The following is a 13,045-nucleotide window of genomic DNA, read 5'->3' on the forward strand; positions in this document are numbered from 1 at the left end:
ATGCAAAACGAAAGCCGAAAACGCGGCTGATGGCGTAAAATAACTGCGCTTTTGCATCTTTATTGCTCAAAAGGGTCAATCTCGGCGGAAATAGATGTATATTTGCAGGCATTATGGCGAATGAACGACGTGGGTAACGATAGCCCAACTTAGCGGAACGCTTGGCGGATGTGTCATCGACGAGAACCAGCTGGAGCAGGGCTGCTTGTTGATGCAGGAAAAAGCCGCAGCTGCAAGCGAAAGCGCGGTTATTCGAAGACTCGCACGATTCTCGTTTCAAAGGCCGAAGCCAGGTGAATACTGATTCTATAATAAGAAGACAAGTAGAGGTGCTAGGTGTGTTCATCAACTGGCTTATCGGGTTTATCATTCCCTGGTTGTGCTTGGCGTTAAGTCCGATTCCCAATAAACAGATGTTATGTCTTCGCGTTGCGCCGAGCGGCTCGCTGATTGCGTTTTTGTTCAACGATATTTTTGTCAGATACGGTTTTTGGATCGCCAAGCCGATTACGGAAGCGAACGAATCTTTCTCGACCGTCCCCTTTAACCTGGGCTTATATCCGGTGTGTGGGGTGTTTCTGGTTTTTTTTATTGAACGTCGGATCGCGTCTCCGATTTTCGTCATTTTCGTTTGGAGTTTGGGTATCTCCTTTGCAGAATGGATCCTCGTACAACTGAAATGGATCTTATATGGAAACGGTTGGAACATCGGTTGGACGTACTGCTCATACTTAACGGCATTAACGATTGTCTATTTGCTCTTTTACGCCCAGAAAAGTCAGGCTCGTTAAAAGTAATGATTACAATTTGGATTCACAAACGCCATTTCGTCTGCTATACTAATCGTAAATATTACTATTAAAGACGAAATAGAGGAGCGAATTCAAATGAGCATGCCGATTACCCATCCAATACTTCCCGTAACTGTCCTTAGCGGCTACTTGGGCGCGGGCAAGACCACCGTTTTGAATCATGTGCTGAACAATCGGGAAGGCCTTCGCGTTGCGGTTATCGTAAACGACCTTAGCGAAGTCAACATCGATGCGGATCTGATCCAGCAAGGCGGGGGATTATCCAGGACGGACGAGAAACTGGTAGAAATGTCCAATGGCTGCATTTGCTGCACGCTTCGCGAGGACTTGCTGCAAGAAGTCGAACGGCTCGCCCTCGAAAACCGTTTTGACTACATACTGATTGAATCCACCGGTGTCGGTGAACCGATCCCGGTCGCTCAGACCTTCACTTATATCGATGAAGAGCTGGGCATCGATTTGACCAAGTTTTGCACACTGGACTGCATGGTTACGGTTGTCGATGCCTACCGTTTCTGGAACGATTATTCCTCCGGCGATACGTTGACGGATCGCAAGCAGCATGTGGGTCCGGATGACCGGCGCGAGGTTGTCGATCTTCTGATTGATCAAATTGAATTTTGCGACGTGCTTATCCTGAATAAATGCGATCGTGTAACGCCGGAGGAGCTTGAGCGCCTGGAGCGCGTTCTTCGGAGCCTCCAGCCTCGCGCGAGATTCATTCGCTCCGCGTTCGGACAGATCAATCCGTCGGATATAATGAATACGGGACTATTCGATTTTGAACAGGCGAGCCAGTCCGCAGGATGGATGCTGGAGATGGCCAAGGAGCATCATGTGCCGGAGACGGAGGAATACGGTATCTCGTCGTTTGTGTACGAGCGAAGAGCGCCTTTTCATCCCGATCGCCTCATGAATTGGATGAGCGAATGGCCGGAAGCGGTCGTGCGCGCCAAAGGCATGGTATGGCTGGCCACGCGGAACGATATGGCGCAAAACTTGAGCCAGGCCGGGCCGTCCATTCAGTTCGGGCCGGGCGGATATTGGGTCGCCGCGATTGCGAAGCCGGAACGGGAAGCGGTGCTCAGGGAGTATCCGGAGATCGCCCGGAATTGGGACGCAACGTACGGGGATCGCATCAATAAAATCGTATTGATTGGTTTTTCTCTGGACCGGGGGCAACTGAGCGAAGAGCTGGATTCGTGTTTGTTGACGGAGGCGGAGATGATATCGGATTGGTCGGCATTTCCGGACTCGTTCCCTCAGTCGGCAAGCCTTGCTTTTCAAGAACAGCTGTAAAGTTTAATGGATTCGTATGCGGAATGAATCGATTCGTTCCCGTAATAAACAAGAGGCACCGTTGAGGTGCCTCTTTCCTTGCCGGATTGCCGACCGGAATTACTCGCTCCAATATTTCTCGATGATCGCATCGCGACCGGAGTAAACGCGGGATTCCTTGTAGAACTTCGGGTTTTTGCGATGATAGTTCTGGTGGTATTCCTCGGCAGGATAGAAGACGGAAGCCTCTTCGATGGCGGTGACGACCGGCTGCTCGAAGCGTCCGCTTTGCGCCAGACGTTCCCGCGACTCGATCGCCAGCTGCCGCTGCTCCTCGTTATGATAAAGAATAGCGGCACGATACTGGCTTTTGCGGTCATTGCCCTGACCGGTCGCATCGGTCGGATCGATCTGCGGCCAGTACAGCTCGAGCAGCTTCTCGTATGGGAACAATTCAGGGTCGAACGTGATTTGCACGACTTCGAGATGTCCCGTTTCACCCGTCAATACTTGCTCGTAAGTCGGATTCTCCAATTCGCCGCCCATATATCCGGAGATAATGCCGTGAATGCCGGGCTGCTCTTCAAATGGACTTACCATGCACCAGAAGCATCCGCCGGCGAATGTTGCTTTTTGCAGCATTTTGGTTCCTCATTTCTCGTTGGCTGATGATTGCCTGATCTACCGTACATTCCTTCATTATAGGGATAAACGGCAGAATCTCAACTGATTTCGAGGAATAGCTCCCGTTTATTATGACGTATAATGGCGCCCGAGTCCGAGCTCCGTCAGCAGCTGACGATAAGCGATGGATGTCCGGTCAGCGGGAATATGGGCTTCCGCCAATAGATCCAGCGGGAGATCCTCCGGCATTTGAGATTCGACCATCTCGGCATCCTCCCGGAACACCTGGAGGTTAAACTTGATCGTATCTTCAACCGGAACGCGCTTGTCGAAATTGCGTGAGATCGGACTGAACAATCGGGTTTGCCTTGCCGAGACGGGAGAAGCGCAATTCAAGATCATCAGCTTGCCGTCGTTGGGGAAGTGGACGGTAAGCGAAGCCGTAAACGGCGCGTATACTCGAAATGCCCGCAGCCACATAAAGCCTTCCGGAGCCGGATTCTCCTGGCCTTTGCCGTAATTGCTCACCGTGCTCCAATAATCCGCCAGCAGCACATCGCCTTCTCTGGTCACCTTATATTGCGGCACTTCGGTATTGTTGCGGTCTCCGAAGGTTGCCGTATGCACGAACGCAAAGTGCGATACATCCAGAAAGCCTTCTATCTGACGGCCTGCGGCCCCGGCAATATCGAAGCTGGGGGGGAGCACGTTCAGATAGTCCGAGTCTTCCCAACCCGGAAAGTCGGGAATATTTACTTCCGAGCCGGCAATCGAAGTCCAGACCAGGCCGTACCTTTCGACGGACGGGTAGGTGATCAATCTGAGCTTGGGCGATATTTTTCCGTTGGGGTGGGCGGGAACCGACGTACATACGCCTTCGCAATTATAGCGGAACCCATGGTAAGGACAGACAATCTCGTCGTTCTCTACCCAACCTTTACTGAGCGGGGCGCCCCGGTGAAAACAAATATCGCGGGCGATGACGATTTGACCCTTGCTGCGATATAAGACCATTCTGACATCCAACAGCTGGACGGGAACCGGCCGATCCTTGATGTCCTCCGCGATCGCGACAGGATACCAATATTGCGACAGCACCTGCCAATCGGAAGGGGTGAACGTACAATCGCGAGGGAGCTGTGTTTGGACTTCGACTTCAGCGTTTGAATGGGTCATTTCGAACACTCCTTTGAATTAAATCAAACGCAGTAAAGCCCCAGGCATAAGAGGCGCGAGATCAAGAAGCCTGTCGCGTTTCCAAATGAAAACGGAAGGTTCCATCACGCGGCCTCTTGTAGCCTGGGGCAATTACGGTTGCCTGGTCGAGACGCTCACTCCAATTAATGAGCTTATACAAGAGTTTGCGTAATATAAATTAACATATATATTTGAATAAGAGTATATTCCACCAATGCGAATGATGTCAATGTAATTATATATCACTTTTATTCGATGCATCTAATCACCGTTCGCTAAAAGAGCCGAAGTTCGTTACTTCTACGTCATATTTAATGTCGATGTCAGACCGGCTAAAGGTATCGTCCCACTGGTTTTTTACTTTTTTCCAAACGGAGGGATGTTCGATTGCGAGCCGCTGGCCAAAGCCCGCGACATCGATTTTATATTCGGATTGCAGCTTGCGCATCAGCGTTTTCATCATCGACGACAGTCTCTCCTCAACGATCGATGCGAGCTTCTCGGCATGGGCATTCGTTGTCGGCGCATTGTGATTGCCCCAGGTTTCGCTGATGCGCCCTTTAAAGGAAAGAGAAACTTTGAAGTTAATTTGGTCCTCTCTGACAATTGTGTTCATTTTGCTTTTTACGGACTCGATTTCGTAAGTAAGCGGCTCATCTTTTTCGTCATAGGCTTTGATTACGCCGCTTGCCCCAGATTTGTTGAGCCAAGCGAGACATTCGGTGTCCTCTTGACTCAAGTTGCCGATCCAATGACCGGACGAGCCTTTGATAATTCCCGCGCCCGAGAATTCGATTTCGCTGCCGCCGGCAACAATGTTTTGCAATACAAAACTTCTTTTGGCGTAGGTTAAAGAATCGACTTTGGATAGCGTTACCGTTTTCAGCACTTTGCTGGTTCTTGCTTGATTGTAATGCATGTCTTTAATGTGCAAAGAAGGTACTTCGTTGGGTTGGGAGGAGGAGAGCGTATCGACGGCCTTGCCCTGGCTGATAAAAACCATGGTGCTGGGACGAATGTCATTGTCTCGCAAAACGAAGTCCATGAGCTGCTCCATCGTCTGCCGCCTTAGCAAATCGGAGGAAACGACGATGACCTTGAGGTGGTGACCGATGATCGGCCGGTCCAATCGAATTGAAAATTGACGGAAAATCTCTAAAATGGAGTCGCCGCTTCCGGATACGTTTTGATAAGGACGCTGTGCCGCTTTCTGCTTCTCGTCTTGAGATCCCATGGCTTTCACCGGAACGATCTGAACGGTAGCCATGACTTTGTTGCGTTCCGTATAATTGGCTCCCTTTTCTTCGAATTCCTTCTCTACGGGAGCCGGCATGCCGACATCCAATGCCAATCCGGTGTACACAGCCAGCTTCTCGATTTCTTTGCTGCTCCAGCAGCCGGAGAGCAAGACGGACAATAGAAGCAGCGGAACCCATCTGAAAATTATCTTATACATGCTGTTTCATTCCCTTCGTTCGAACCAGCCAGACAAGCGAGAGCAGCACGGGCACCAGCCCGAACAGCCAGAGACCCATCGTCCCGATCGTGCCTCCGAGGGTGAAAACATCTTGCAGGCTCTTCGGTATCAACGCCGCCAGAAAGATGATCGGAACCATACCAAAAATGACTGCAGGATAAGAAAACTTGAAAAGCTGGGAGACCCCGAGAGACGATTGAAAGAAAAAGCTGCAAAAATTGCAAAACATCTGCATCAGCCAGATGACCATTAACGGAAATTCAAGCCGCTCCACGAAAAAGCCGGTCACTTCGAAGCTGCGGATCAAGTCGATCGTCGGCCAGGCGCTGGTAATGACCGTGTCGATGGAAAGACCGCCGACTACGAAAATAATGGTGAGCATATAAAGGCCGAAGGGAATCGAGATGCCGCCAAGCATCGCTTTTACCGCCTGTTTAGGATATTGCATGAATGCCGTGATCGTCATCACGACTTCGCAGCCCGTGAAGACTAATATTGAAGACTTTAATCCTCGCAATACAGGCGAGATACCGCTGCCAAGCACAGGACGGAGGTTGTCGAGATCGAAAAGCCGGAAGCTGACTCCAAAGGAGACGAGGAGAACGAATATCGTGATCGGAAAAACAATTTGATAAACCCGGGCGATGGCATTGATGCCGCCCGTGACCAGATAGCAGCCAACCCAAATGAAAGGAACGATGACCGCCCAAATCGGCGTGCCTTCCAGTAGAAAAAATAAAGTAACTTCGGCGAGCGAACGAATCTCGAAGCCTGCGATCGTTAGAAAGTACAGAATGAGCAGCAAGCTTAACAAACCGCCCGGAAACTTGCCGACGATGCGCGCGGAAAATTGAAAAACCGTCTGGCCCGGGAACTGCTGACACAGCTTGACCATCAAAAAAACGGCCAGCAGGACGATGAGGCCGCCGATCAGGATGGTCAGCCAGGAATCGGGCGTCTTCATCTCCTGCGTGATGCCGCTTGGCATCGTGAGGATGCCGGCTCCAAGCACGGTATTGGTCAGAAATACGACAGCCTGCGAGTTGGTGATTTTATCGTCGGTACGTACGAACACAATCGGGCCTCCTTCATGGCACTCAGGATCGTCGTTTATCATTTTTCGTTTTCATCATCGCAGGTCTGCGCTTCATCAGCGGGATGGGTGCACGAACGAACAGATCTTTCCAGTCCCGAAGCCGAAAAGGGGATAACGGTGTCAAATAGGGAACGCCGAAGCTCTTGAGTTTCGTAAGATGACTGCACAGCATCAGGAAGAAGAGAATCGTTCCGAACATCCCGAGAATAGCTGCGAACAACATGGCGGCAAACCTTAAAATGCGCAGCGTGATTCCCGCACTATAGGTGGGGATCGAAAAGGAGGATATCGCCGTTACGGCAACGACGATAACCAGGAATGGACTGACGATTCCCGCTTGTACGGCTGCGTCTCCGATGATCAAGCCGCCGACGATGCCCATCGCGGGACCGATCGGCTTAGGCAGCCGAATGCCCGCTTCCCGCAGAATCTCGATGGATACCTCCAGGATCAGCACCTCGATCAGCGCAGGAAACGGAACGCCCTGTCGCGTCTCGATGATGGAAAGCGCCAGCTCGGTCGGAATCAGTCCCGGATGGAAGGAGATCAGCGAGATGTAAAGCGCCGGAGCCATCAGTGCAATGAATGCGGCGAGGAAACGCAGGATTCGAAGCAGTGAGCTTGGCAGCCAACGCTCGTAATAATCTTCCGGAGACTGCAACAGCATGCTGAAGGTAGCCGGTACGATTAAAGCGAATGGCGTCCCGTCGAGTAATATGGCAACCCGGCCCTCGACCAGCGCATGAATGACCCGGTCCGGACGTTCGGTATTTTGTACTTGTTGAAACGGGCTGAGCGCGTTGTCCTCGATTAATTGCTCGACGATGCCCGATTCGCCGAAAAAGTCATAATCCAGCTTATCTAGTCGCGTCTGAACCTCCTCGAGCAAATCCGCGTTAACAATGTTCTTGAAATAGGCGATTACTAGGTCTTTCTTGAGCGTTGTGCCGACCCGATAGCTTTTCATCTCCAACTGGTCGCTAAAACCTTGCCTTCGCAGCATGGAAGTGTTTTCGCTGAGTACTTCCGAAAAGCCGAGCCGCGGTCCACGCAGCAAGGCCTCGGACACAGGCTCTTCGACACCGCGATTGGCGCCTTCGGGCCACTCGATAAGCAGGCCGTACGGCACGCCTTCAACCAATAGTCCCGCATGACCAAACAGAACGGAACGGTTAAAGCCGTCCATGTCGTCCGACTCAATCAAGCAGTTGAAGGGAAGGGAATCGCCGAGCGAGCTTGGATGCGCCAGGTCGTCCGCGGCGGCTTCGAACATCAGGAACTGCATGATCTGCAGGTTCAGTATCCGGTCATTTTGCATGCCGTCGACCCAGAACAGCGTCGCTTGCCGATTTGACTTCGACATCAAGAACGATCGGGAGCGTACGTCGCAGCTTCCGCCGATCGAAGCCAATATGGCATCGAGATCGACATCGTAGTCTCCACTGAAGCGTCTGGCTTCCGGAGAAGCGGCGGATTCGGCGGGAAGCTTTTCGCCATGCGCGGTAGAAGGCTTGCCGTTTCGGACGATGGAAAATGTGATTCGATAAATGCGGTTTGCCAAGATGGGAACGAGGAGCGCAACCAAGGCCTGACCGAATACGCCCCAGCTTGGGATATAACCCAGAACGGATGACATCGGTGAAGTTCCTCCCGCACTGGATTCCGTCTCGGACGTAATGGGAGTATGCCAAAGTTTGCATGATTTTACTCTTGCGGAACGAACGGAAATGGCAAAATTTTATTTTTATTCGCAATGAACAATTCGAACTTTCGAGAAGCCCTTTTGAGGTAGATCGACCGAGAGGGGCTTCTTTTTATGAACAAACTCATTCAATCCGTTATGCAGCGGTCCGTTATCATTTTGATTTTTGTCGTCCTGATCGTCGCATGGGGAGGCGTCGCCGCTTTTCAAATACATCCGCTTATCAGGCACGTCAGGTTCAGACCGGCCTAACGTCCAAAATAAGCGACGCGCTTAAAACCGTCGACGGATTGGCTGACATCCAAGAGACGGCACTGCGGTCGAGCGTTCAAATACTTTTTACTGGAAAAGGATCCTAGCCTCATCACGCCGCACGGAATAAACGCATTGTTTTTATATTCCGATCATCCGGGGTAATAGTCTCTTGCGGAAATCACTGTTCTCAGGAGGCGAACCTGGATGGCCACACAGCTGCCTATGCGTAAAACGGAGCAAGCGAACGTTACGCCCTCACCTCAGAAAAATCTTCATCTAGTCCAATCCATGCCGACGGTCCCTAAACCGTTTGAGATCAGGGACTGGAGAGAAAAAGCCAAAGCATTCGACCGGTTCGCGTTCGACTTTGACCGCAAGGGCGAATATCTCCCCGTTATCTGGCGGGACAGGACGCATTACAACATGGAAGAAGATACGTTCGGGCTGATGTCCTACGTCGGCAAATCGGACCAAGGCAGCAACGGCTCCCAGGAGGCGATCACGGTTATGGCTTCCGTGCTCGGGGCTACCCTGGTCGGCATCGACAAGCGCTATCAGGACGGCAACAACTATGTAAAAATGCTGCAAACCTTCTTCCGCAAAGAAGAAGGCGTCTTCGTCTGGTACCCGAGCATACCGAGCGGCGATACGTTCTGGTACGAGATTCAGGCCAACATTTTATACGCCATACTGGCTTACTTTTATCCGGACGAACCGGAAATGGAGGCGCTTGTTCGTTCGTCGGCGGACCGTTGGGTCGAAGCGGTGAAGATTATGACCGACCAGGACGGACGCGTCAATTTTAATTACACGTCATTTGACTTTAAAAATATGGAGCCGGTCGATAACGGCAAATGGAAGGAACCGGACGCCGCTTCCGGCGTGGCCATGCTCATGTATTTGGCTTACTTGCGTTTTGGAGATCAGGTCTATTTTGATACGGCGCAAGCTTGCCTCGACTTCCTGGACGACCAGGAGGACAACCCCTACTACGAGCTGCTCATGTATTACTCCCCGTATCTGGCAGCCCGCATGGAGGCCGAGCATGGGTCAAGCCATGACGTCACCAAATATATCAACTGGATCTTCGACGGCGGCGTGGAGATTCGCCCGGATTGGGGCATGTGCACGGAACGGTGGGGGAATTACGACATGCACGGACTGGTCGGCAATCTGAAGGATTTCGGCGGCTACATTTTCGTCATGAACGGATTTTTCCTGTTCAGCACGCTGGCGCCGTTTCTGCGATACGATTCGCGCTATGCGCGCGCGATCGGCAAGTGGATGCTCAACGTCGCCAATCAATCCCGCTTGTTCTATGCGGACGGCCTTCCCGCGGATAAACAATCCGGCGCGAATTGGGACGGCGATCCGGATTGCGTGCTTCCGTACGAGGGCATCCGCAAAGAATATGAGGAGAAGTCTCCCTATGCGGGCGGCGACGCCACCGTGATCGGATGGGGGCCGCTCGATTTTTCAGTTTACAGCGGCAGCCATGTCGGCTTCATGGGCGCGCTGATCGCGAAGACGAATGTCGAGGGCATTCTGCAGATCGACTGCCTGAAAACGGACTATTATCACAAAGAGGCCTATCCGACCTACCTGTACTACAATCCGTTCGGTTCGGCGCAGACGGTCGAGATTAACGGACTCGGTCTGGAAAAGGTCGATCTCTACGATACGGTGAGCGGACGATTTCTGGCCAAGTCAGTTACCGGTACTGCTACGTTCGTCGTGCCGGCTGAAGACGCGGTCATCCTGGTCGTTACCCCCGTCCATGGGCGGCAGGAGCGCAAAGACGGACAGCTCTGGATCGACGGCATCTATGTGGCACCGGCTCCCAAATGTGCCGTCAATATGCGGGGAATCAAGGACCGTCAGAAGGTGAACAACATACTGAAGATCAAGGTGGACGCCGGCGTGCCGGAAGGAGAATCTATCAAGCGGTTTACCTTCAGATTCGGCAGCAAGGTGCTGTACGAAGGCGTAACGGTACCTGAGCCGCTGTATCTCGATACGCTCCGTTTTCATAACGGTTTTTATCATCTCAGGGTCGAACTGGAGGCGTCCGGAGGCAGCTACGATTTCTGCGAAGTCGGCGTCATGGTCGAAAATCCGAGCAACCCGCTCTCGCAGCCTAACTGAATCGCGAATGCGCAGGACGCCGCCGATGAGTTCGGCGGCGTCTTTATTGCGAATTCAATATTTATTCCGCGTTCAAAAAGGAAGTGTAAATATAGGCTCGAATACTTATGCTAACCGGTAGAATCGATATGGAAGGATGGGGGAGCTGATATTATGATAATGGGATTCGGTGGCATCTTTTGGAGAACGAAGAACGTTGAAGCCGTTAAAAAGTGGTATAGCGAAGTGTTAAAACTCGAATTTAACGACTGGAATGGGACCGTGATTACGTCCCAAGCCGACAATGAGACGGCTTTTTCTTTCTTTAAAGAGATTGACGATTACTTTCCCGCAGAACAGCAAGTGATGTTGAATTTTCAAGTTGACTCCATAGACGAGACGATCGCGCATCTGGGCCGAATGGGCGTGCCGCTTGCAAAGGAAAAAGAGAGCTCGGACTTTGGTCAATTCATTTGGATTAAAGATCCCGAAGGTCGGCTTATCGAGCTTTGGGAGAAATAAATGCGCTTGGACAACTGCTTCATCCGCTCTTCATTTAAGCTTCTTTAAAGGTTCCTTCTCTAAACTAAGCGAATCGCAATTTCAGGCACAGATCTGCTTAGTAAAGGAGATGCTGTATTGAAAATTACACCCATCGTTAAACATGCAGGCTACGGTCAGACATGGATGGGGCTCGACAAGATCGTCGTCATCAACATGCAGTCCGACAGCAGCTATATGAAGGAATACTTGAGCAATGACAAAAGCCTGCATCTGTACATGTATTTTCTGCCGACGCGACACTCGCGATGGAATGCCTGCAAATGTGCAGGTAAATGTAAAACATAAGCCGGAAATTCGGCAAATGGAGTAAAATAACGGCCTTTTTGCAGATATCTTGTTTAAAAGGGTAGATATCGGTATGAAAAGATGTATATCTGCAGGCATTAGGGCGAAAGAACGACGCTGGCGACAACATGCATGGCTATCGGCACGGCTATCGGATGAGTCGTCAATAGGCTTTTGGGGCGAATCCAGTTTTTACCGTCCGTCAAACTTGAAAAAGGACCGTCAGGGCGATTTCCCCATGACGGTTTTTCTCAGTCGACGAGCTCTAAAGCGGCATTGTCCAGACAATCTCCGCGATTCGAACGCATGCCTGCCGGCTATGAAGCTGTAGCAGTACGTGGTCAGGCTTAACGTCGACGATCGTTCCTTCGATCGCGCCTCTTGTTGTCTCCAGCAATACGCAGCGGCCCGTTAGTTTACGAAGCGCTTCTACGACGTAGGGATCGATCGAAGATACGGTTTTAATTTCTCCAGGACCGACCTGAGCCGGGCTTACTTGTGGATGGGGCCATTGCTGATACAAGTAAAATCACTCCTCGTTTAGGTTCAAACCCAATATATGCGTTCGCCTATGCAGGAGATTGGGCGATTGCCTAATTAAAAAGCGGCCATGACGCAGATGGTTAAACCTTATATGTGACCAGCGCCGAGCAAAACTGGGACAAACTCGTTCCCGTCTTTTTCTTGAACATTTTGCCGAACGTATGCACGTCCGCGTAACCGACGAAGGTTGCGATCTCGCTTATCGTCAGATTGGTCTGGAGCGCCAGCTCTCTCGCTTTTTGAATGCGCACCCAGGTCAAATACTGCATCGGCGTAAGTCCGAACTGGCGCTTGAACTGCACGATAATGTAGTTGCGGCTAAGCCCCGCAATCTGTTCAAGGTCGCTGTGCTGGACATTTTCCGCATAATGCTCGCGAATGTAGTTTTGCAGCAGCAGAAGTTTGGCTTTTATTCGTTCCTCTACCGTGGTTCCGATCGAAGAACCGTTCAGACCGGCCGCTGCCTCCCCGAGCGCTTCGAGCAGCAGGCCTTGTGCCTGCAGCTGCGATGACAGACCCGGCTGCCGATATAGATGTACGAGGCGGATCAGCTTTTTCTCGAGCTCCGTACCCGCAAAGTTACCGAGCAAGTGCAGCTCTCCGAACAGCTGGTGAATCGGGAATTCATGGGATCCGAAATGGAACACGAAGGATAGACAGACATACGGTTCTCCCTCCAACGTCAGGATAGAATGAAGCTCGCCAGGGCGGTGGAACAGCAGGTCGCCTTTGACTGTAGCATACATCCGACCGCCAACCGGATAATCCGCTCTGCCTTCCACGACATATTGAAGGACATACTGACCCATCGTACGATTATGGATCGCCCACCCCTTGGGGGCATCGAACAAATGCGCCAAAGTGATATAAGGCGGGAAATAAAAGTCCGGCAAGTCTGCTGCCGCCTCGTTGGACGATAATCCGTCAGATGCCGGCCGTTCCCGTTCCTCGTCGCTCATCGCCATCCTCTCCTTTTTACTATCGTAATATATAGTGATTTTGGCAACAAGATTGAATGTCCCCGCCAAATACATCGGGCGATTTATTCGCTAAAATCTTACTCGAGAGCACAACCAAACGAGAAGAGG

General features: G+C 51.4%; 13 protein-coding genes and 1 riboswitch. Of the genes, 6 read left to right on the top strand and 7 right to left on the bottom strand.

Annotated features, from left to right (window positions below):
* Positions 1 to 338 precede the first annotated feature (338 nt).
* Together ACFSR7_RS30175 and ACFSR7_RS30180 are read left to right on the top strand one after the other, a co-directional pair.
* Entirely contained in the window at positions 339 to 791 is a 453-nt protein-coding gene (locus ACFSR7_RS30175) for a CBO0543 family protein (RefSeq protein ID WP_378168063.1), read from the top strand.
* 102 nt (positions 792 to 893) lie between these two features.
* A complete protein-coding gene (locus tag ACFSR7_RS30180) occupies positions 894 to 2,111 on the top strand; it encodes a GTP-binding protein (protein ID WP_378168212.1) in 1,218 nt (405 codons plus the stop codon).
* A 99-nt stretch (positions 2,112 to 2,210) separates the two neighbouring features.
* Here the strand turns inward: ACFSR7_RS30180 and msrA are convergent, their stop codons facing one another.
* From msrA to ACFSR7_RS30205, 5 genes are all read right to left on the bottom strand, one after another.
* Positions 2,211 to 2,729 (bottom strand): peptide-methionine (S)-S-oxide reductase MsrA, encoded by a 519-nt coding sequence (gene msrA / locus ACFSR7_RS30185; RefSeq protein ID WP_378168214.1) that lies wholly within the window; start codon positions 2,727 to 2,729, stop codon positions 2,211 to 2,213.
* 114 nt (positions 2,730 to 2,843) lie between these two features.
* On the bottom strand, positions 2,844 to 3,890 hold the full coding sequence (locus tag ACFSR7_RS30190) for a Rieske 2Fe-2S domain-containing protein (protein WP_378168065.1): 1,047 nt from the start codon (positions 3,888 to 3,890) through the stop codon (positions 2,844 to 2,846).
* Between the two features lie 99 nt (positions 3,891 to 3,989).
* A riboswitch (purine riboswitch) is annotated at positions 3,990 to 4,091 on the bottom strand.
* Positions 4,092 to 4,176: 85 nt separating this feature from the next.
* Positions 4,177 to 5,367 (bottom strand): Ger(x)C family spore germination protein, encoded by a 1,191-nt coding sequence (locus ACFSR7_RS30195; protein ID WP_378168067.1) that lies wholly within the window; start codon positions 5,365 to 5,367, stop codon positions 4,177 to 4,179.
* Positions 5,360 to 6,463, bottom strand: coding sequence for a GerAB/ArcD/ProY family transporter (locus ACFSR7_RS30200; RefSeq protein WP_378168069.1), 1,104 nt, complete (start codon positions 6,461 to 6,463; stop codon positions 5,360 to 5,362). Before ACFSR7_RS30200 ends, ACFSR7_RS30195 begins: the two co-directional genes overlap by 8 nt.
* 22 nt (positions 6,464 to 6,485) lie before the next feature.
* Positions 6,486 to 8,120: a spore germination protein gene (locus ACFSR7_RS30205; protein ID WP_378168071.1), complete on the bottom strand. Its 1,635-nt coding sequence runs from the start codon at positions 8,118 to 8,120 to the stop codon at positions 6,486 to 6,488.
* Between the two features lie 180 nt (positions 8,121 to 8,300).
* Between ACFSR7_RS30205 and ACFSR7_RS30210 the strand changes: the two genes are divergently transcribed.
* From ACFSR7_RS30210 to ACFSR7_RS30225, 4 genes are all read left to right on the top strand, one after another.
* Positions 8,301 to 8,438 carry a hypothetical protein gene (locus ACFSR7_RS30210; protein WP_378168073.1) on the top strand — a complete coding sequence of 46 codons (138 nt, stop codon included), beginning with the start codon at positions 8,301 to 8,303 and terminating at the stop codon, positions 8,436 to 8,438.
* A gap of 207 nt (positions 8,439 to 8,645) precedes the next feature.
* Positions 8,646 to 10,586: a hypothetical protein gene (locus tag ACFSR7_RS30215; protein ID WP_378168075.1), complete on the top strand. Its 1,941-nt coding sequence runs from the start codon at positions 8,646 to 8,648 to the stop codon at positions 10,584 to 10,586.
* Between the two features lie 153 nt (positions 10,587 to 10,739).
* Entirely contained in the window at positions 10,740 to 11,087 is a 348-nt protein-coding gene (locus ACFSR7_RS30220; protein WP_378168077.1) for a VOC family protein, read from the top strand.
* 117 nt (positions 11,088 to 11,204) lie between these two features.
* Positions 11,205 to 11,414 (top strand): hypothetical protein, encoded by a 210-nt coding sequence (locus ACFSR7_RS30225; RefSeq protein WP_378168078.1) that lies wholly within the window; start codon positions 11,205 to 11,207, stop codon positions 11,412 to 11,414.
* A 265-nt stretch (positions 11,415 to 11,679) separates the two neighbouring features.
* Here the strand turns inward: ACFSR7_RS30225 and ACFSR7_RS30230 are convergent, their stop codons facing one another.
* Together ACFSR7_RS30230 and ACFSR7_RS30235 are read right to left on the bottom strand one after the other, a co-directional pair.
* Positions 11,680 to 11,937 (bottom strand): DUF2642 domain-containing protein, encoded by a 258-nt coding sequence (locus ACFSR7_RS30230; RefSeq protein WP_378168079.1) that lies wholly within the window; start codon positions 11,935 to 11,937, stop codon positions 11,680 to 11,682.
* A 100-nt stretch (positions 11,938 to 12,037) separates the two neighbouring features.
* Complete coding sequence (locus tag ACFSR7_RS30235; RefSeq protein WP_378168080.1) at positions 12,038 to 12,916, bottom strand: helix-turn-helix transcriptional regulator; 879 nt, start codon at positions 12,914 to 12,916, stop codon at positions 12,038 to 12,040.
* Positions 12,917 to 13,045 lie beyond the last annotated feature (129 nt).

The organism is Cohnella sp. GCM10020058 (assembly GCF_042683485.1).
In the GTDB taxonomy this organism is placed as follows: domain Bacteria; phylum Bacillota; class Bacilli; order Paenibacillales; family Paenibacillaceae; genus Cohnella.